This is a genomic window from Psychromonas arctica (assembly GCF_036697365.1).
Lineage (GTDB): Bacteria > Pseudomonadota > Gammaproteobacteria > Enterobacterales > Psychromonadaceae > Psychromonas > Psychromonas arctica_A.
In genome coordinates, this window is the sequence record NZ_JBAHZA010000018.1 from 23,919 (window position 1) to 45,150 (window position 21,232).

General features: G+C 37.8%; 20 protein-coding genes. 12 read left to right on the forward strand and 8 right to left on the reverse strand.

From position 1 onward, the window contains the following. Positions 1-10: 10 nt before the first annotated feature. A complete protein-coding gene (gene rpmB, locus V5290_RS15565) occupies positions 11-247 on the reverse strand; it encodes a 50S ribosomal protein L28 (protein WP_113820089.1) in 237 nt (78 codons plus the stop codon). A gap of 136 nt (positions 248-383) precedes the next feature. Then, entirely contained in the window at positions 384-1,061 is a 678-nt protein-coding gene (gene radC / locus V5290_RS15570; RefSeq protein WP_333387837.1) for a RadC family protein, read from the reverse strand. Positions 1,062-1,177: 116 nt separating this feature from the next. Here radC and coaBC point away from each other — a divergent pair, with 116 nt between their 5' ends. From coaBC to V5290_RS15590, 4 genes are all read left to right on the forward strand, one after another. Further along, positions 1,178-2,401: a bifunctional phosphopantothenoylcysteine decarboxylase/phosphopantothenate--cysteine ligase CoaBC gene (gene coaBC / locus V5290_RS15575; protein ID WP_333387840.1), complete on the forward strand. Its 1,224-nt coding sequence runs from the start codon at positions 1,178-1,180 to the stop codon at positions 2,399-2,401. A 215-nt stretch (positions 2,402-2,616) separates the two neighbouring features. After that, complete coding sequence (slmA, locus tag V5290_RS15580; protein WP_333387843.1) at positions 2,617-3,219, forward strand: nucleoid occlusion factor SlmA; 603 nt, start codon at positions 2,617-2,619, stop codon at positions 3,217-3,219. A 16-nt stretch (positions 3,220-3,235) separates the two neighbouring features. Next, positions 3,236-4,111 carry a mechanosensitive ion channel domain-containing protein gene (locus V5290_RS15585; protein WP_416351620.1) on the forward strand — a complete coding sequence of 292 codons (876 nt, stop codon included), beginning with the start codon at positions 3,236-3,238 and terminating at the stop codon, positions 4,109-4,111. 240 nt (positions 4,112-4,351) lie between these two features. Beyond that, positions 4,352-5,065 carry a FadR/GntR family transcriptional regulator gene (locus V5290_RS15590; RefSeq protein WP_333387845.1) on the forward strand — a complete coding sequence of 238 codons (714 nt, stop codon included), beginning with the start codon at positions 4,352-4,354 and terminating at the stop codon, positions 5,063-5,065. Between the two features lie 71 nt (positions 5,066-5,136). Here V5290_RS15590 and V5290_RS15595 read toward each other — a convergent pair whose 3' ends face one another. Continuing rightward, complete coding sequence (locus V5290_RS15595; protein WP_333387850.1) at positions 5,137-7,284, reverse strand: heparinase II/III domain-containing protein; 2,148 nt, start codon at positions 7,282-7,284, stop codon at positions 5,137-5,139. Positions 7,285-7,286: 2 nt separating this feature from the next. Next, a complete protein-coding gene (locus tag V5290_RS15600; protein ID WP_333387853.1) occupies positions 7,287-9,422 on the reverse strand; it encodes a heparinase II/III domain-containing protein in 2,136 nt (711 codons plus the stop codon). A 531-nt stretch (positions 9,423-9,953) separates the two neighbouring features. Between V5290_RS15600 and V5290_RS15605 the strand changes: the two genes are divergently transcribed. Beyond that, on the forward strand, positions 9,954-10,889 hold the full coding sequence (locus V5290_RS15605; RefSeq protein WP_333387856.1) for a sugar kinase: 936 nt from the start codon (positions 9,954-9,956) through the stop codon (positions 10,887-10,889). Between the two features lie 23 nt (positions 10,890-10,912). After that, on the forward strand, positions 10,913-11,536 hold the full coding sequence (locus V5290_RS15610; RefSeq protein ID WP_333387858.1) for a bifunctional 4-hydroxy-2-oxoglutarate aldolase/2-dehydro-3-deoxy-phosphogluconate aldolase: 624 nt from the start codon (positions 10,913-10,915) through the stop codon (positions 11,534-11,536). A gap of 73 nt (positions 11,537-11,609) precedes the next feature. On the opposite strand, the gene metJ is transcribed toward V5290_RS15610, so the two are convergent. The 3 genes from metJ to ygfZ all read right to left on the reverse strand — a co-directional run bounded on the left by metJ (position 11,610) and on the right by ygfZ (position 15,688). Then, a complete protein-coding gene (gene metJ / locus V5290_RS15615) occupies positions 11,610-11,897 on the reverse strand; it encodes a met regulon transcriptional regulator MetJ (RefSeq protein WP_333387862.1) in 288 nt (95 codons plus the stop codon). A 134-nt stretch (positions 11,898-12,031) separates the two neighbouring features. Beyond that, a complete protein-coding gene (locus V5290_RS15620) occupies positions 12,032-14,560 on the reverse strand; it encodes a class I adenylate cyclase (protein WP_333387864.1) in 2,529 nt (842 codons plus the stop codon). A gap of 150 nt (positions 14,561-14,710) precedes the next feature. Further along, positions 14,711-15,688, reverse strand: a complete 978-nt coding sequence (gene ygfZ / locus V5290_RS15625; protein WP_333387867.1) for a tRNA-modifying protein YgfZ — start codon at positions 15,686-15,688, stop codon at positions 14,711-14,713. 223 nt (positions 15,689-15,911) lie between these two features. Here ygfZ and V5290_RS15630 point away from each other — a divergent pair, with 223 nt between their 5' ends. Then, positions 15,912-16,163, forward strand: coding sequence for a succinate dehydrogenase assembly factor 2 (locus V5290_RS15630; RefSeq protein ID WP_333387869.1), 252 nt, complete (start codon positions 15,912-15,914; stop codon positions 16,161-16,163). Next, positions 16,135-16,581 carry a protein YgfX gene (locus V5290_RS15635; RefSeq protein WP_333387872.1) on the forward strand — a complete coding sequence of 149 codons (447 nt, stop codon included), beginning with the start codon at positions 16,135-16,137 and terminating at the stop codon, positions 16,579-16,581. Before V5290_RS15630 ends, V5290_RS15635 begins: the two co-directional genes overlap by 29 nt. Here the strand turns inward: V5290_RS15635 and nadB are convergent. Then, entirely contained in the window at positions 16,578-18,206 is a 1,629-nt protein-coding gene (gene nadB, locus V5290_RS15640; RefSeq protein ID WP_333387875.1) for an L-aspartate oxidase, read from the reverse strand. The two genes, V5290_RS15635 and nadB, sit on opposite strands and share 4 nt — an antisense overlap. Positions 18,207-18,374: 168 nt before the next feature. Here nadB and rpoE point away from each other — a divergent pair, with 168 nt between their 5' ends. From rpoE to V5290_RS15660, 4 genes are read left to right on the forward strand one after another with little or no spacing between them, the layout of a single operon-like run. After that, the gene (gene rpoE / locus V5290_RS15645) at positions 18,375-18,953 is read left to right on the forward strand and encodes an RNA polymerase sigma factor RpoE (protein WP_333387878.1); all 579 of its coding nucleotides are present in this window, start codon (positions 18,375-18,377) and stop codon (positions 18,951-18,953) included. Positions 18,954-18,965: 12 nt separating this feature from the next. After that, positions 18,966-19,496: a sigma-E factor negative regulatory protein gene (locus tag V5290_RS15650; protein WP_333387881.1), complete on the forward strand. Its 531-nt coding sequence runs from the start codon at positions 18,966-18,968 to the stop codon at positions 19,494-19,496. 8 nt (positions 19,497-19,504) lie between these two features. Continuing rightward, positions 19,505-20,515, forward strand: a complete 1,011-nt coding sequence (locus tag V5290_RS15655) for a MucB/RseB C-terminal domain-containing protein (protein WP_333387884.1) — start codon at positions 19,505-19,507, stop codon at positions 20,513-20,515. Further along, positions 20,515-20,952 carry a SoxR reducing system RseC family protein gene (locus V5290_RS15660; protein ID WP_333387887.1) on the forward strand — a complete coding sequence of 146 codons (438 nt, stop codon included), beginning with the start codon at positions 20,515-20,517 and terminating at the stop codon, positions 20,950-20,952. The genes V5290_RS15655 and V5290_RS15660 overlap by 1 nt, the downstream gene beginning before the upstream one ends. The last annotated feature ends 280 nt before the right edge of the window (positions 20,953-21,232 follow it).

Below are 21,232 nucleotides of genomic sequence, written 5' to 3' on the forward strand. Positions count from 1 at the left end.
TTTAAGCTCCTTAAACTTTAACGCCATTAGCACGGATATCAGTTAAAACTGAATCAATACCTTTTTTGTCGATGATGCGCATACCTTTAGTAGATAGGCGTAATTTAACAAAACGGTTCTCACTCTCAACCCAAAAACGGTGTGTTTGTAGGTTAGGTAAGAAACGACGTCGTGTACGGTTCTTTGCGTGTGATACATTGTTACCAACAGCTGGACGCTTGCCTGTAACTTGACATACTCTAGACATGTCGAAATTCTCCAAAAATATTAGTTTTACTCGAGCAAAATAGTCGAACACCTTTTTTAGCCGTCGCCAAAGGCGTCGAGGGCGCATTTTATACATCATTAAGATTAAAAGATCAACAAATGTGAAAATAAATGCCCTAAATCCACCCTTTTTCGGCAAATGAGGTGTATTTTCCATCACCAATGATGAAATGGTCTAATATTTTAACATCAATTAATTGCAGTGTATTCACAAGTTTTTCAGTAATATTTTTATCGGATTGACTCGCCGTTGGATCACCAGAAGGATGATTATGGACAAGAATTATCGCCGCTGCATTTTCCTGTAATACTTTTTGTACTATTACTCTTGGGTGAACACTTGCACTATTAATTGTGCCGAAGAAAAATTCATGGAAGCGAATAACGCGGTGTTGGCTATCTAATAATAAACCTGCAAATACTTCATAAGGATAGTCTCGCATTTTTGCACTTAAGAACTGTTGTGTTTGTGCAGCACTGGTTAATGGGTCTCCTTTCATTAAAGGTTCTTGTAAATAGCGCCGTGACATTTCTAAAACTGCTTGTAGTTGCACATATTTGGCTTGTCCTAAGCCTCTGTGAGTACAAAACTCACTTTCGCAGGCAGAAAAAAGCGATCGCAAGGAGCCGAAATCGGTCAATAGCTGTCGAGATAATGTGACCACATCCACACCTTGACATCCAGTGCGTAAGAAAATGGCTAATAATTCACTATCAGTTAGGCTACCTGCGCCTTGTTGGATTAGTTTTTCTCTTGGCCTTTCCTGTTTTGGCCATTGCTTTATTGATGCCAAAGCCGACCTCCTTAATCAAAATATAGAGTATTAAATCTAGTTTATCTTGTGCATATTGCGTAACCTTTTTATGGTATTGTTAGTTTCTTTGTTTTATTTACATTTCCGAGAGCCTTATGTCATCAATATTACCCCTTACTGGGAAAAAGATATTATTGGGTGTTTGCGGCGGTATTGCTGCATACAAAAGCGCAGAGTTAACACGTCGTTTAATGGATCAAGGTGCTGAAGTACGTATTGTGATGACGGCTTCAGCAAAGCAGTTTATTACGCCTTTAACTATGCAAGCCGTTTCTGGGCATGTTATTTATGATGATCTTTTAGACCCTCAAGCAGAAGCTGGAATGGGGCATATTGAATTAGCTAAGTGGGCTGATTTAATTTTAATTGCTCCAGCAACGGCTAATGTTATTGCGCGCTTACGAGCTGGAATGGCGGATGAGTTATTAACTACATTATGTTTAGCAACTCCTTCTCCAATTGCGATTGCACCTGCGATGAATCAACAAATGTATTTAGCACCCGCAACACAAGATAATTTAAGTGTTTTAGCTGAACGTGGTGTATTCATTTGGGGACCTGGTCAGGGCATTCAAGCATGTGGTGATATTGGTCCTGGTCGATTATTAGATGTGCCTGATTTAGTAACGTACTGTTGTGATTTTTTTGCGCCTAAAGATCAAACGTTAGCAGATGTCAATGTGGTGATTACTGCTGGTCCTACACAAGAAGCTATTGATCCTGTACGTTATATTAGTAATCATAGCTCAGGCAAAATGGGCTTCTCGTTGGCCAATGCTGCTCTTAATATGGGGGCAACAGTGACTGTTATTGCTGGGCCGGTTAATTTAACATTGCCGCCAGAAATTAACCGTATTGACGTTAAAAGTGCAAGGGATATGCATCAAGTGGCATTAGCTTCATTAGCAACCACAGATATCTTTATTGCTTGTGCTGCTGTGGCTGATTACCGTACTGAGAATGTTCATACTGAAAAGATGAAGAAACAAACAGATACGGACTCAATTACATTAACTTTAGTAAAAAACCCAGATATTATTGCTGATGTGGCAAGTGCTTCTGATCGACCTTTTTGTGTCGGGTTTGCAGCTGAAACCAATGATGTTGAGGCCTATGCAAAAGGTAAGCTTGAACGTAAAAACCTTGATCTAATAGCTGCAAATGATGTGTCTGTTGGTACTCAGGGGTTTAATAGCGATAATAATGCATTAACTGTTTTTGCTAAAAACAAACGTTTTGATATCGGTTTAACGAGTAAAAAAGAAGTCGCAAAACAACTGCTCACAATTATTGCAAAAGAGTATCAACAACACTCTTAAGATCATACACATGACATAAATTAAAGGTAATATCTGGTTGCTAGTTAGTGACTGATAATACCTATTTAGTTTTTATAGCTATTTATTTTAAATTAATATCTTTTGTATAGATAAGTGAAGTGCACACTACGCTTTTCAATGCGAGAGGTATAACAACTGGAGACCAGCTTTGCGGACTCAGGAATACAAAAACGATAACAAAGGAAGTTATTAAGATGGTTGCAAAAAATAATAATAAAAAAGCCAATAGAAAGGATGATATCTTAAGTGCTTTAGCGATTATGTTAGAAGGAAAACCCGGGCAACGTATTACGACAGCTAAATTGGCTGCTGAAGTGGGTGTATCAGAAGCCGCTTTATACAGACACTTTCCAAGTAAAGCTCGTATGTTTGAAGGGTTAATCGATTTTACAGAAACCACTGTTTTTACACAGATCAACCTAATCAAAGAACAACAAAAAGATACCTTTGTTCGTGTTGAACATATTATCCATTTCCTATTAGGCTTTTCTGAAAGAAATCCTGGTATTACACGTATTTTAAGTGGCGATGCTTTGGTGGGGGAAAATGAGCGATTACAATTGCGTATAGAGCATGTTTTTTCTAAATTAGAAACACAATTAAAGCAAACTCTACGTGAGAGGCCGACTTCTGATGGGCAAAAATTCAATACAGATGAAGGAGTGTTAGCTAATTTGTTATTGTCTTATGTAGAAGGGAGAATGAGTCAGTTTGTACGATCTCAATTCAAACAAAAACCAACACAACATTTTAAAAGCCAATGGCAGTTTTTTTATAAACAGCTAACACAAAGCTAATATAAGGAGTGAGAGAATGTCAGAAGAAAATGGAGCGGTAAATTCTGTTGCCGAAGCTATCGAGAAAAATATGGATATACTCAGTAACAGTGTCACATGGTTCGCTGATAATCAGGACCTGATTATTGGTTATGCGCTAAATATTATTTTTGCTATCTGTACCTTGGTTATAGGGATGATGGTGGCGCGTTTTGTTGCGGGCACATTACATAAAATTTTAGGTAAACGCGGTTTTGATAGCACCATAGTCGACTTTGTTACACGTATGGTGCGTTACGTGATTGTCGCCTTTGTTATCATCGCCTCGCTGAGTAAATTAGGTGTTGAGACCACATCGTTTGTTGCAATCATTGGTGCGGCTGGTTTAGCGGTAGGTTTAGCGTTACAAGGTTCACTTTCTAACTTTGCTTCAGGGATTTTAATTATCGCATTACGTCCATTTAAAGCGGGTGAATATATTGAAGCTGCAGGAACTGCCGGTGTAGTTGAGTCTGTGCAAATTTTCTCTACGACACTAACTAGTCCTGATAATAAGTTCGTTGTTGTACCTAACTCTGCGATTTTAGGTGGCAACATCATTAACTACTCTCGTAAACCAACTCGTCGTATCGATTTAATTATTGGGGTAAGTTACAACGCTGACTTAGCTCAGACTAAAGCAGTTCTAGAGTCAGTGTTGAATAATACTAAAGGCATTCTACCAAAACCTGAGCCTACTATCGCTGTTGCAGAACTAGCGGATTCAAGTGTTAACTTAGTGGTTCGTCCATGGGTAAATGGTCCAGATTATTGGCCTATTCGTTTTGAATTAATGGAGTCGATTAAAAATGCTCTTGATGAAGCTGGCATAGAAATCCCTTATCCGCAAATGGATGTTCATATGGATAAATAGCTATCATACAGCTACCTTTAAAAACCAGCCTTCGAGCTGGTTTTTTTGTTTTTATATGATCTCTATCTTATTAAAACCGGTTTTGAATTCAAAAAAGCTTTGTTAGCTCTCTATAAAAAAATATTTTATAATTTAAAATCAGTTAGATAAGTGATTGTGAATTGAGCTGTTAGTTGTTTGTATCTAAGGCCTTTTAATTATCATATAATAACGATTGATTTATATACTTGAAGAGACATTATGCATAACCCATTCATACAAATTTCTGGTTCCAAGCGTAGTTTACATGTCCAAGTGGCACGTGAAATTGCAAGAAAAATATTATCTGGTGACGTTGCTCAGAATGAAATTATTCCTAGTGAAATGGTATTATGCGAACAGTTTAGTGTTAGCCGTACTGCCTTACGTGAAGCAATTAAACTGTTAACCTCGAAAGGGCTGTTAGAGTCTAAGCCGAAAGTCGGAACTCGCGTTAAAAGCCGTGATAACTGGAATTTCTTAGACGCTCAATTACTAGATTGGGTCATCGACCTCGGTGATAATGCATTCGTATATCAAGAATTCCTTGCATTGCGTAAAGCGATTGAGCCTGAAGCTGCCGCTTTAGCTGCTCAGAATGCAACAGCACAGCAACGCATATTGTTATCCGCTACTTTCCAGCAAATGGATTATGTGTCTAAAAACTTTGATGCCGAGAAATGGATGGAAGTCGATATGGAATTCCATCGGTTAGTTTTTCTATCAACGGGCAATAGCTTTTATCTGCCTTTTGCTAATGTGTTATGTACTATGTTTAAAAGCTTTATTAGTCACTCATCAGAGAAGGGTGGGACATGTATCGGTGAACATAGAGCAATCTATTCTGCGATAATGGCTGGTGATGCAGAAAAAGCGCGTGAAGCAAATAAACGTTTGTTAAGTACAACCAATCACCGTTTACCAACGAGTAATTAATTTTTCTTAACAAATAAACGAAAAAGCCGCGCTAAGTTAATGCTTAACGCGGCTTTTTGTTAGCTTCTTTATTAAAGAATAGCTACTGGGCCAGTCCAAGTGATTTGATCACCATTAATAGCCACGTTAGATTTTGTTTCAGCAGTCACACCAACCTGATTATTTACACATACTGTTAGTTGTTTCTCATTACTTAAATGAATCATTACTACTGATACATTATCATCGCTGTGAAGTACTTCTACAGACTCTACCAATCCACGTGCATTTAGGCTTGCTTCAACGGCTTCGTTAAAATAACCGTGTGTTTCATAAACATTAGCAAATAAATGATTAGCAGCTTTCTGACGAAGGATAAACATTGGTTCATTGCGTAAGTTGAAATCAGGGTCATTAGCTCCAGTACGAGCGAAGATAAACTCACTGTTTTCGTTGGCACTACTAATTAATGAATAATAAGTATTACCCATCAACCAAGTTGTTAAAGAAGATTTCTCTATTTTACCTTGGCCAAGGTTCCATAAGTGTTGATAACCAAATGCATCACCTAGTGTATTGAGGCTTTTGTTTGCTTCATAATCAAAATCAGTACGAATTATCTGACCGTTGTAATGAACTGGATAATCGTAGCTGTGCTCTTCGTCACTGATCATGCGGAATAAATCAATAATCAGAGGTTTTTCAAAGCCTTCAAGCTCAGCCATAATAACAGTACGTTGCTGGTCAACTCCCGGGTAATAGTCACGAGCATAAGCACTCATAGCCTGCAATGAGTCATTATCCATTAAGGTAAAGTGTTGTTCACCAAAATGTTGTTGGGCAATTGCCGTACTACCTTGATTTTGGCTCGTTTGGTCAATCACTACCGTGTTATGCGCAATTGTTTGTTTACAGTAGCTTTTATTCTCAGGAATATAACGACCGCCAAATTTAGGCTCTATGTTTACCCAACGGCCATAACCATAATCATTAATAAATTCTTGGTTATTGTTGAATAGGCTTAGGTGTAACCCATCAAAATGGCCATGATCTAATGCAGAGTGAAGTTTTGCATCACTGCCGTGTTGGCCATACCAGAGTAGCGCCATACTATCATCAGCTTGTGCATCTCGGTGGCGCAAAATAGTAACACCGCCACACTCTCCTTCAGCACCATCACTTAGACTTAGGCTACCCCAATTAAAGTTAGGAACTTCAGTATTATCTTGTAATGCATTAGATAATGTTGCGCCAGTATTATGGACCCATACATGACCTTGATGCTTTGCCATCGCTAATAATGTTTCATTCTTTTCGTAACGATCGAAACAGATATTTGTTGCTAGTAAAATACCAAGATCTTTGATGTCCATGGTACGCGATGAATCATTTAATGCAGGTAAGGTACCATTTGGGAAAGCCGTTGACATAACCGCATAAGCAGTGGTTTTGATAACTTCATCTTTTAATTGGTAAATACCAATCTCTGGCTGGCGACGTTCAATAGTTTCAGCAAATAAGAAAATAGGGCGCAGTGAAAAGCGGTGGTAATAAGGGCCTTCCATGTAGTAGCCATCTGGCGAGAAGAGTTGTGTTAATTGGGCAATAAAGCCACCAGAAACACTATCTCCTTTTAATCCATAAATAGCTTTATCAACGGTTGCTTGGTCGTTAATTGCATATGCACAAATACCAGCACTTGCTACTGACCATAAACCGTGATTATGGATAATGTCAAAATTCTCAGCATAAGTTTCAACAAACATCTCAAGCATGACTTTGAACAAATCATTTTCAATCAACTGTTGTTGCTGTTCAGTTAATTGGTGGCGAATACAGGAGTAAGCGCATGAGGAATATAACATCCACATATTTTCATTCAGCGTTTGATGGAATAAACGACCCGGTTTGTTTGAATCTCGGCTAATGTTTAATTCGCGATGTTTATAAACCTTTGCATACTCAACCAGCATAGTGGTTGCATAATCTAAATAACGCTTATCTTCAGTAATAAGATATAGGCGTCCAGCTAGATCTAAATGGATGTAATTTTGCTTATGACGGTTATGCTCGTAACCGCCAGCTTCACCGTGCCCTGGAATCTCAATACCAATTGGCATGTACGCTTCCAGTGCATCGATTTCTTCTTTAATAGACAGGCCGATTAAGGAGTTTGTATTAACATATTGGCGTAATTGAGCTGCTTGCTCATAACTCATTAATAGTGGTTGGTAACTCATGATTAAACCCTCTTACTTTCTACAACTAAGAAACCTGTCCAGCTGTACGATTGATTATTAAATTCGATAGTGGTTTTACTTGTTGCTGTCGCATCTTTAGCATTGTTGATCATCACAGTTAACGCGATGCCTTCACCTAACACTTCAATCACAGTGGCTTGTTCATTGAAACCAATAATATTAATAGTATGTATCTTGCCACGTGCATCTAAACTTGCTTCTACTGCTTCATTAAAGTAACCATGTGTTTCGATGACATTAGCGAATAAGCTATTTTTCGCGTTACGACGTAAGATAAAGCTAGTTTCACTGCGCAGGTTAAAATCAGGATCGTTAGCACCGGTACGCGTGAAGAATAGAGTATCATCAGCAGCACTTGCGCTTAACCAAGTGTAATAGCTACTGCCTTGTAACCAACTTATTAAATTAGTGTCCTGACCTTTACCTTCACTTACATTCCAAAGGTGTTGATAACCTGCATCATCACCCATCGGATTGAGTATGGCATGTTGTTTATGCTCAACATTCGTGCGGATGATTTGGCCTTGGTATTGCAGTGAATAATCATATTGGTGTGCTGTCTGACTGCTTAAACGGAATAAATCGATCAATAGTGGCTGTGTTAATTGTTCATGTTCGACTAAAACTAGAGAGCGCTGTTGTTCAACACCCGGGTAAAAATCTTCAGCAAAGGCGCTCATTGCTTGCATTTTACCTTCACCAATAAAGAAGTGGGGAGTACCGTGTTTACTATCTGCAAGTTCAACATCAAAGTCGTTCTGACAAGCGCCATCAACGGTCACTAGGTTATGTGCGATTGTTTGGCGGGCGTATGATTTGTTTTCATCTAGGTAGCGACCTCCGAACTTAGGCTCGATATTAACCCAACGACCAAATCCATAATCACGCAATACTTCTTGATCATTATTAAAGTAGGTCATGCCTAAAGTATCAAAATGCCCATGACCCATGCCGTGTTGACCATAATTCATGACTAATTGGCTGATATCACCCTGTGAATTTTGCATACGGACAAAGCCTTGTGCGCCTTTATCACCTTCAGGCCCTTCATTCAGCTCGACGCTTGGTAAACAGGGAACTTCTACAGAAGTTTGTGCTTGATAAGCTTGCGATAATGCAACGCCACAACCACTGATCCATATTTGTTCCTGAATTTTAGCAATACCGTATAGATTAGTATCTTCAGGGTAGTGTTTTGCATATAAGCTGACGGCAATTACTACGCCTTCATCTTTAATATCCATGCTTTTCGATGCATCGTTTAATGATGGGAAAACACCATTAGGGTAGGCCGTTGATAATAAAGATTGGATCGTTTTACCGATCACTTGACCTTTAAAATTAAAAATATCTAACTCAGGGCGGAAACGTTGCGTTAATTCAGCTAATAGGCACAAAGGACGAATAGCGTAACGATGGTAATAAGGCCCTTCAATGTAATAGCCTGAAGGAGCAAATAAATTGCTCAACTGTGCCAAGAATCCACCTTGAATATCATCGCCAGCTAAACCGTGCAATGCTAAGTCGATATACTTTTCTTGTCCTATTGCAGCACCACAAGCCGCAGTTGCGGCTACAGCCCAAACGCCATGGTTATGAATGCGGTCAAAATCAAAGTTATATTTAACTGTTGCCACTTCCAACATAGGCTCAAATAGTTGCTCTACAATATGTTGACGTTGTTTTTCTGTTAACCAGTGTTTAATACAGCTATAGCCTAAACTCGAATACAATAACCAAACGTGCTCATTAAGCATTTGATGGAATAAACGGCCTGGTGGGTTGGTATTACGCTGCTCTTGAAAGCCTAACACTAAATACTTATCTGCATATTGAGTTAATAACACTGCGGCAAATTGAGCGTATTTTTCGTCGCCAGTAATTAAAAATAAGCGACCAGCCTGTTCAATGTACTTATAGTTTTGCTGATGTTTGTTATGAGCATAGCCGCCTGCAGGACTATGCCCGGGAACATCTATCGGTAGCGCTAGGTAATTATCGGTATCTTCAATTAAAGCGTCTAGACTACGCCCCATTAAACTTGTTTTTCCTAGCTCTTGTTGAATCGCTTCAATTTCTTGTTGATTCATCAAAACGGCGTTAACAGTGGAGAGCATTGTGACCTCGCTACATATAAAAGTGGATAAAAATTAGTTAATAAAGTAATACAAATAAACCTTAAAATCACTTTAATTTTTTAATTTTTAAGGATGAGCTCTCTATTTTTATATTTTAAATAGCTCTGATAAACCTAAAGTCTTTTATAATTTAATCTCTTCAGTAACCGATTTAGTTTACTTTTTATTCTTTACTTATCATAAGTACTCAAGCGGGTTAGCAGAATATCGTTCGCTTTAATTTAATGTTTATATCAGATAATTATTTTGATTGTGATATAGGTGGATGATCTAGATCACACATAGTGTCTTTTTGTATTACAAATTGGGTCGTGTGATGTACAATTTTTAACTTATAAATTGTATCAATAAGATGTAATTGCATCGTCGACATTTTAGTAAGTTGATGCTGCCGTTAGTTTTAATACCGCGCTTTATATCGAGTGCATCAAGCGTACGCTATTCGCTGTAACAGATTGAGATAGTTAAGTACAAAGACAATGAATCCATTTTTTATAATAGAGGTAGCAAATGGCTAATTTCAATATCGCTTTGATCGGCGAATGTATGATTGAATTACAGGAAGTAAATGGCGTTTTACGTAGAAGCTTTGGCGGAGATACCTTAAATACAGCCATATATTTGTCACGTCTAACATCAGGTAAAGATGTTAACGTAAGTTACGTCACTGCTTTAGGTGAAGATAACATAAGCCAAGAAATGATTGATGCTTGGAATAAAGAAGGCATTGATGCGCAATTTGTACAGCGTTCTGAAACCAGACAGCCTGGTTTGTACATGGTTGAGACGGATGATACTGGTGAGCGTAGTTTTTTATATTGGCGTGATGCCGCAGCCGCTAAATATTGGCTAGAGACGGCAAGTGATGAATACCTTGAATCATTATTGAAACAAGATGTTATCTATCTATCAGGCATTAGCTTAGCCATATTGCCGCCAGCTAGTCGCGAGAAGCTTTATGATTTATTAGCTCGTTATAAAGATGCTGGTGGTAAAGTTTACTTTGATAATAACTACCGCCCTAAATTGTGGGATTCTACTGAAGAGGCAGCTGAAGGATTTAAACGTATTCTTGCTGTGACTCATACTGGTTTACTCACATTTGACGATGAACAAGCTTTATTTGGTGATACAAAAGTTGAGCAATGTATTGAGCGAACTCGTGCATTAGGTGTTCAAGAAATTGTGATTAAGCAAGGTGGTGGCGAATGTTTGATCATTACTGCCGATGACTCAATTAGTGTTGCCGCACAAAAAGTAGCACCTGAGAATGTTATTGATACCACTGCTGCGGGTGATTCATTTGCTGCAGGTTATTTGTCAAAACGAACTATAGGTGGAACAACGGTTGTTGCTGCTGAAAAAGCACACCAAGTAGCAAGTACTGTGATACAGCATAAAGGTGCAATTATTGATATGAAATATATTGCCCCATTTGTAGATTAATCATTCATATTTAGGATAGTAAAATGACAACATTAAATGAAAAATTACAATCACTTAAAGTGATCCCTGTTATTGCCATTAAAGATGCTAATGATGCTGTACCACTAGGTAAAGTATTAGTTGAAAATGGTATGCCTTGTGCGGAAATTACATTCCGTACTCCAGCGGCGGCACAATCAATTAAAAATTTACGTGAAGCGTTTCCTGAAATGTTAATTGGTGCTGGTACAGTACTAAACAGTGAAACGGTTGATTTAGCGATTGATGCTGGCGTTGATTTTATCGTTAGCCCTGGTTTTAACCCAACAACGGTTAAATATTGTCAACAACGTAATATGCCAATTATCCCGGGTGTGAATAACCCATCACTAGTTGAGCAAGCAATGGAAATGGGATTAACAACGTTGAAGTTCTTCCCTGCTGGCCCATCAGGTGGTGTGGCAATGTTAAAATCATTAACTGCCGTTTACCCAGTTAGCTTCATGCCAACGGGCGGAGTATCACCAGCGAATATTAACGACTACTTAGATATTAATGCGGTATTAGCATGTGGTGGCACGTGGATGGTGCCTGCTGATTTGATTGATAACCGTGAATGGGCAAAAATTGGCGAATTAGTGAAAGAAGCGGTAGCAGCATTAAAATAACTGCTATCGTTAAATTAGCTTAGCTAAAACCTCAATGAGTTTAACTTATTGAGGTTTTTTTATATTGATGGGGTTATTTTGCAGACTTGCTTAAGGTTTCTGAAATATTGATATTTTGACTTTTATCTAGCTCTTCATCTTCAGGTAAAGGCTGACCCGTATAAGCATGCAAAAAAGCTTCGCATAACAGCTCACTATTGGTTGCGTGGCGTAAGTTATTTACCTGACGACGAGTACGTTCATCTGTCAATATCTTCAATACCTTAGTTGGTATAGACACAGTCACTTTTTTTACCTGCTCACTTTTTTTTCCGTGTTCGGCATAAGGACTTATATATTCACCGTTCCATTGTGTTGACATAGCAATAACCTTTTAAAAAATATGCTTTATTTTACCTCGATAAATTAAACATGGCAATCTATACGTAAAGAGGGCTAGAAGTCTATAAATTTAAATAAGATGGGGGAGTAGAAAAGTCGTTAAGTAGAGTATCTTTATTGTTCGTTAGCAGGAGTCAGTGCAGAGATTAAATCCTGTGCAGAAGCAACTAAGGTACTGCTTTTAAAAGGATTGAGGGATAAGGTTTTATCTTCATTTAAAGTAATATCATAAAATTGCGGCAAGTTGAAATTAACCTGTTCTACATCTGTATTCGATAAATGATTATTTGAAGTATAAAAACGATTAACGTTTTGTACAAATTCATTTTTTGAACCTGCAAAATTTAAAAATGTTTCTACATCATTTTCTGCATTAGCAATATAAACGTTAAAGCCGTTATGATAGTTCTCAAAAAAGAATTGTATCAAGCCTTCACTAATGTGTGATTCAATCACATCGGCTGTTTGATCATAATGCGTTGTTTTTAAATTCAATGAGCTCGCAGATAATTTCTTGTTAGAAATATGGCTATAAATATCTACGGCACTTTCTAAGTGTTGCAGAGAAACGCCTTTACGCTCAAAGTAAAATCCAAATTTTCTACCACCTGTCCATAGTGTTTGTACAGATCGAGTGTGTACAGTATGCAGGCGCAATTGAATAAACTCGTTGAGTTTGCTGCCAAAAGATTGGCAAATTTGCTCGCTAAAATGGCGGCTATAACAAAAAAGGTCAATTTGCTGAGGTGGAGAAGCATCTTGATGCATTTTCGACAAGATAGTATTTAAAGCTTCAACCACTGAAAACTGGCTATTAAAGTGTAAAGTACGTACTTCATTCCATGAGTTACGGTAGATAAAGTCGATACTGCCAATTAAGCTTTCTTTATGTTCGCCATAGGCCATTACATTATCGATTTGGTTTAATTCACTTTCTTCTGTATCTTGCCAGTGTCGTGTTGGATCTTTTTCTACGTTTAAGAAAATAGATAAGTGCTTAATGGCACAAGGCTCACTGAGTGCTTTGTCACTTGCTTTAGGGACATAAATCGGAAATACAGCATATAGATCTTTAGCAAATTGATTTAGGTTTTTATCAACCAGATCAGAGCCCTGATTATATAAATGTAATGTCGTATCTTCATCGTATAATCCATTCACATAACTCCAAGCGACTAGCTTAGATAAATAAGGTGAATAACCAAGGCTTGGTGTAGATGCTAATTCAAATGGATCAAGCGTACTATTGAATAAGTACCAACCAGCTTTATTTTTACGATGTTCTGGAATTTGAATCAGACTGAGATCATGTTCAATCAGGTTAGGTGAAATATTAGGGTTAATAATATCTACTTTACCTGGTAGTGTTTCATGTGCTGCATAAAGTTTTCGAGATAGAATTCCAATATCTTCAGCGCTAATCGACTCACTAATGTCATTCACTCGAGCAAACTTAATCAAATTGCTATAACTAAGCATCAGTGCATCAAGTAATAGGTGATTAGCTTGTTTAACTTCGCGTATTTTCCAATTATTACGATTGTCTAGATCGACAATTTGGCTTGCCGTCCAACCCCATTGCTTGACGAGTTTATTTAAAATAGTACGGCGCCAGGCATTATTCTCATTATTACATTGCTTAGAGAGCATCTCTTCTGTTTTAAAGTAGAAACAAACACGCACTAGCTCTAAACGCTGTAGATCATTAATGCTAATTAAATAATTACTAACTTTATCAAGCATTAAACAATATGGGTCAAGATGCTCATCGTAGAAGTCTTGTTCTTGAAAACTTTTTTTATAAGAGGTGGATATTAACTCTGTATTAGGATACTCCCATGAATAAGCTTCCATTAAGATAGTTTTTAAGGTTGCTTTATAAGGGTTATCAATGCCTTTATATAACTGCCATAAAGTTGCACCAAACAATTCTTCTGCTGGTACGCAATGTAAACCACCAAGGTCTAACCAGTCATCAGGATTGATTTGGCCCGTTTCATATAGGTTTTTTACATAGTTATCATAATCATGTTCGTGCTCATGTGGAATTTGTCGCCATAGAATACGACGGCCTGCAACACGTAATGACGTTCGATAAAACTCATCTAACAACAGCATATGTTGTGATGTACCGCAGGACTCATTACTCATTGAAGCTTTATTGGTTACTCTGAACTTATTATCTGGGATCAGGAAGAAATTTAATTCTACTCCTAAGCTCTCAGCCCAATAGGTGATTTCCCATGATTTCTTATTAAGTAATGCTACCCGATCTGGATCTAAGGTATGTTCGTAACAGATCCAAATATCAAAATCACTTTCAGAGCATTGTCCAATAGACGAAGTGCTGCCCATGGCATATAAGCCAATGATGTCCGATTGCTCTACAGCATGATCTGGGACATTAGAAAACAGCTGCTGTGCAAGAGTTTGATGTTCTTTTGTGGGATTAAACTGGCTAATGCCAGCTGGGACATCACCTTTTATATAACCTGGTAAGCTAGGTGCGTTGTAATGGAGTAATAATGGAAAGATTTGAAACACATTTGCTTCATCTTTTTTCATCAATGCGAGAGCAGATCTAACGCGTAGACGAGAAAACTCATCGGATTTATCGCGTAATTGAATGATTTCTTGGCTCAAGCTGTGTTCCATCAGTACAGGTATTAGTGTTAATTCAACCTTATAAAAAGTGTGAGCATCATAGCATTAATTCTGGTTATTGGTAAATATAGTGTAAATTGGCATGATTTTGGAGTGGGTAAGCCCTTAATAAAATAAGGGCAAATTAATCTAGTCTTCCGCTATTTGGTAGGGTAGTGGCGCATAATAAAGTGTAGAGCCTTCTAACTCTTTAATTTGGAATATATCTTCCGGATTGGTGTCTTTTGGTAATACCGCGAGCACTTCAATATGGCCATCACCATATTGACTTGCGGAAACAACAGCACCGACTCTTTTCCAATTATTGTTTAATAATACTTCCACCGTTTGGCCTGCAGTAGGGCACTCACTTGAGCGGCCAGTTAAGATAAACATGGCGCGCTTATTGGCTCCACGATATTTAGCTCGCGCCACCGTTTCTTGACCAATGTAGCAACCTTTAGTAAAGCTAATACCATTTAATGCTTGTAAATTTAGCATTTGAGGAATGAATTGTGCTGATGTTTCCGCTGTTAAAAAGCCTACACCTGCAGCAATGTTCATTGCATTCCATAAACTATCGTCAAATATTTCTGCTTTGCCTTCTAAATCTTGTACTAGTTCATCCGCAACATCATTTTTCATTACTGCAAGATAACGTAATGAAGGGTATGGTTGCTTGATTAATACCGTACCTGTTTCTAATAAACGGCTAGTATCATGAGTTGCTGCAGTATCAACCTCTTCTGCAATATACTCTGCTGATTTACGACCTGCTAAACCTAATATTTTATATTCAGTTTCTTGCTCAATGGTGACCTTAGAAAACGCAGCATATTTCTTAAGCTCTGGTAATTGAATTGCTGATACAGAGCTCGGTTGAGTTAATAGAATACGGTCTGCCAATATAATAACCCGAGCGATAGTCCATGCTTTACCTTGAGGGTTACAATGCGCTGCTAATGTTTGCTCACCAGGTGATAACTGTGTTAAATCACAAGTGAGTTGCCCTTGCAAAAAGGTCACACGGTCTTCACCTGTTATACTGATCAAATCCCAGCTATTAAGTGGACAGAGAACTAGATCGGGTAATTGACTGATATTCTCAAGTTGGCTAAGTGTTAGCATGTTTGGCCTCATTTATGGACGAATGTGTTTTTATACAATGTTATCGCCAATCATCTATTTTACAACTGCTAAATTATGGTATTGATGTCATAGACTGGATATTTATCAGAATAAATAACTGACTAATATAGGTGCTTATAATAAGCTACTAGCCTGTTTCAAACTTTATACGGATAAGTTGCTCGACAGCTTAACGTTTTTATTCAAAAAGGAAGGTTTAGTCATGCCAAAAGAGGTTTCTCTTTCTCGTATATTATGGGCTTGTCGTCGTGGTATGTTAGAGCTCGATGTTTTATTTATGCCTTTTGCCAAAGAAGCATACAGTGATTTAAGCGAACAGCATAAACTGTATTTTCAACGTCTTTTAACTTGTGAAGACCCTGAGCTATTTGCTTGGTTTATGGGACATGAGAAATGTCCTGATCCGCAACTTGCTGAAATTGTCGATGTCATCCTTAAGCGCGTTAAAATATAAGTTAACTACAAGATCATCTGTTATCGCTAAAATATTGGCGGTAGGCCTATTATTGATGAGTGCCATTATTTTCTTATTGTTATGGGGTATTGGTTGGTTAAGTGGATTGCTATTAATACTCTATATCGCTACTTCGGTTTATTTTGTTTATTCATCGGTACAACAGCCTTTTATCTGTTTACTATCTGATGGTGGTAATATTGAAATAAGTGAACCTAAGCACTTAGTAGGCACGATTAATAGGCGTTCTTTTTATAATGAATGGGTGCTTTTCTTGTGTGTAGAGCAGGTGGATAGCTTATTAATAGAAGTGAAACACGATAACCCTAAAAAGTGGTTTATCGTGTTTCATGATAGTGTGGCTGAGCGTGAGTATCGACTGCTTGCTCGTTTAATTAATACAGCGCATGCTGGTTAGTTATTATTAGGGTTTAAAATCGTAGGCTTAGGATTATCAGCTAGCTCGGGGTGATCCAGGTTATAATGTAAACCACGACTCTCTTTTCTTTGAATTGCACTTTTTATAATCAGCTCTGCCACTTGCACTAAATTTCGTAACTCTAGTAAATTATTACCTACTTTAAAGTTACTGTAATACTCAGTGATCTCATGCTGTAACAGCTCAACACGGCTCAATGCTCTTTGTAAACGTTTATCTGTACGAACAATCCCAACATAATCCCACATAAATAAACGCAGTTCGTGCCAGTTATGTTGGATAACAACCTGCTCATCTGAGTTTTCTACTTGGCTATCATCCCAATCAGGAATGCTGGCAAATTTTCTTTGTTTATAGAAAGGAATGCGGTTAATGATATCTTTTGCACATGCATGGGCGTAAACAATGCATTCTAATAATGAGTTTGATGCTAATCGATTAGCACCATGTAACCCAGTATAAGTGACTTCACCGATTGCGTATAAGCCATCAATATCAGTTTGACCGTGGTGATCGATCATCACTCCGCCGCAAGTATAATGTGCAGCCGGTACAATTGGCATGGGTTGCTTAGCGATATCTAAGCCTAATGATAAACAGCGTTGATATATAGTAGGAAAATGCTTAATGATAAAATCTTTTGGTTTATGGCTGATATCGAGATACATACAATCCACCCCTAAGCGCTTCATCTCATAATCGATTGCTCGCGCCACAATATCACGTGGCGCTAATTCACCTCGTTCATCAAAGTCGGGCATAAACCTTGTACCATCAGGGCGAAGTAATAAAGCCCCTTCGCCGCGCAATGCTTCAGTCAATAAGAAATTTTTTGCATCTGCATGGTATAAGCATGTCGGATGAAATTGATTGAATTCCATATTGGCTACACGGCAACCGCTTCGCCAAGCCAGTGCTACACCATCGCCACTAGATACATCAGGATTACTGGTGTACTGATACACTTTACTTGCACCACCTGTTGCAAGCGTCACGAAATGTGCGTTAACGGTTTCTACTTGCTCTGCTTTTCTATTCCATACATAAGCACCTAAAACACGATTAGCAGGTAGATTTAACTTACGAGTAGTGATTAAATCGATGGCGTTATAGCCTTCCATTAGGGTGATGTTAGGGTGTTTTTTAACTGCACTTAATAGAGATTCTTCAATTTCTCTACCCGTGGCGTCGGCGGCATGCAGTATGCGACGATGTGAATGCCCACCTTCTCGTGTTAAGTGGTATTGTACTTCTTCTTGCTCATTTGTTTCAGTATCAAAATCAACACCAGTATCAATTAACCATTGCATGCTCTCTTTGGCATTAGTTACGGTAAAGTTAACTGCATCTTCATCACATAAACCGGCCCCGGCTATTAATGTATCTTTAAAATGAGAGTCGGTGCTATCGTCATCGGAGAATACTGCAGCAACACCACCTTGTGCATAATAGGTTGATCCTTCAGACAAGTTACCTTTACTTAATACTCTTACATTACTATGATCTGCAATCTTTAAGGCTAACGATAAACCTGCTGCACCTGCCCCAATGATTAGTACGTCACAAGTGTATTGATGTTCAGGTGTTGTTTTATTCTCTGCCATGGCATTATATGCTCTGTTTTGGGTTAAATAGTGTAACTAACATTTCGAGTAACTAGAGAGTTTATCCAAAAACATCATTGTTTTGAATTAATTTGGAACTTTCTTTTTTTATAAAAGTCATATCTGTGAGAATTAATAGCTCACTATAAATATAGGTAGAAAAGCTCAATGAATGAGCGTGAATTAGATTTACAGTTAATACAACGTATACAAAATGGTGAGCAGCAAGCATTTGCATTATTAGTACGTAAGTACCAGACGCGTGTAGCCAATATATTAACACGTTATGTGCGCAGCTCAGGTGATATTCCTGATGTGTCGCAAGAGGTGTTTATAAAAGTATATAAGTCATTGCCCAATTTTAGAGGTGATAGTGCTTTTTATACTTGGTTATTTCGCATTACGGTTAATACTGCAAAAAATTACTTAACCAGTCAAAGTCGACGACCGCCCGCATCGGATATTGATGCTGAAGAAGCTGATAGCTATGACGGTAGTGGTGCTTTAAAAGATGAAGATAATCCTGAGTCGATTTTACATTCTCAGGAAGTAAAACAAGTCATCTTAAAAGTGATTGGTAGTTTACCAGATGAGTTGAAGTCTGCGATTACTTTGCGCGAACTTGAAGGAATGAGCTATGACGAAATTGCACAAATTGAAAATTGTCCAATTGGTACCGTACGCTCTCGTATCTTTAGGGCTCGTGAAGCAATTGACAAGCAACTCAAACCTTTATTAGAAAATTAATTGGAATTGATGATGAAAGAATACTCACAAGATCTATCATCGCTCATTGATAATGAGTTTGATGACCAAGAGATCATCGACGCAGTACTTGAAGACGTTGAGTTACAACAACAGTTCTCAAGATACCAGCTAATTGGTGATGTTCTACGTGAAGAAAGCGATGGCTTAGATTTACGCGTGGATGTAACTGATAGCGTAATGGCCGCTATAGCAGGTGAAATGCAAGATGATAATGTTGTTCCATTAGCAACGCCTGAGAAACAAGATACTAATGTTGTTCCATTTATGAAACGATTTGGACAATATGCAATTGCAGCATCTGTGGCAGGTGTAGTGGTAGTTAGTAGCTTAATTGTTAATCAAGACGATGCTACGGATGCAAGCTCAACACCAGTGCTAAATACAGTACCATTTGGTGGGGCAGCTGCACCAGTAAGTTTACAGGCAACACCCGCACAAACAGAAAATGACATTAAAGAACGTAATGAACGTTTAGAAGCGTTAATGAAGGACCATCAGTTACAGTTGCAAACAAAACCTTAAGGTTAGCGATGAAACATCGATTATTTTTAGTTGCGTTAGTTTCACTAGTATCATTAATAGTGTCACCGCAACTAATGGCGAGCTCTGAACAAACACAATCTCAAATCGTAGAAACAGAGCAAACAGATTCACCATCCGCTTTAACTTATTTAAATAATATGAAGCAAGCTTATAATAATTTAAATTATACGCTGCTTTATTTAAATACAGCACAAAACCAAATACAGCCCAAACAACTTATCCATGGTGTTATTGATGGTAAACGTATTACCTACTTTACATACTTAAATGGCGCAATGCGTGAATCTTTACAGTTTGATGGAAAAATTAGTTTCTACCAACAGGGAAGCCAACCATACAGCTTATTAAGTCATCAAGATCAAAGTGTATTTGCTGATATAACTAACTTCGATTTTAAAAGTGGTAATAGAAACTATGAATACATTATTTTGGGTAAAGATAGAATTGCAGGAAAAAAAGCGATAGCAATTCGTATGATCAGTAAAGATAACTATCGGTATAGCTATATAGTATGGTTAGATTTAGATAGTTATTTACCATTGCGTCTAGATGTCATTGATAAGTCCAACGTCATACTTGAACAAACAATGGTTGTTTCTATGAAAATTAGTAACACAGTCAGTCCATGGATAAAGCAATTAAGTATTAAAGCTACACCTGATATATTAAACTTATCGCAGAATAGTGCAGCAGAAATGGCCGATTGGAATGTTGATTGGTTACCAACAGGGTTTAAAGTGATCAAAGATGATCAACATAAATTGATGATGCATGATACTGATCCTGTTTCTTATCTTATGCTTAATGATGGAATAGTTAGTGTGTCAGTATATATATCAAACAAAAAAGCCTTGTTAGCTGATCAGAAAAATATCATCCAACGTGGTGCGACACTTATTTACACAAAACAAATTAATAGCGTAGAAGTCAATATCATTGGTGAAATCCCATTAGTTACCGCAGAGAAAATAGCGGCTTCAGTAAAACTGGTACATTAATGCTAAAAGAAACTGGCCGTATTATTGAGATTACAGAAGTAAATGGCGAAAAGAGCGTCATCGTAGAGTGTATCTCTAAATCCGCATGTAAATCTTGTAGCAGTAATGATAATTGTGGTGTTGGCATTGTAGCAAAAGGCGCCAGTGATAAATCACATAAAATTTCTATGCCATATAAAGAAGGGATGGAAGTTAATAACCAAATTGAATTATTAGTCGATAACAAAGATATCGTACAAAGTTCTTTAGTTGTTTACATCATTCCGCTAATTTTATTTGTTGCAACTTGTATAACAACTAACCTATTAACAGATAATGAACCTCTTATTATCATATCTTCCTTGTTTGCATTACTTCTTGGTAGTGTGATTGCTAAGTTACTTTCAACGATCCTTTATCCAGCCAATAGTTTAAATAAGATGATAAGTACAAAATAACGGCACAAAAGACCGTTATTTTGAACGCTTTGTTTGTTAATTAGGCGGTCAGAAAAATAATCAAAAAAAACAGTAATAAACACTTGCTTACCTTTCGAAGATCCCTATAATGCGCATCCACAGACACGGGACGGAACGCAAGTTACCCAGCGAGTTTGAGAGCAAAACTAACGCAGTAAACGATTTGAAGTTCGCTTCAAAATAAAGTTGAAATAAGACGTTGACATTGTTCGAAAGGCGCGTAATATACGCCGCCTAGCCGAAAGGCACGCTCTTTAAC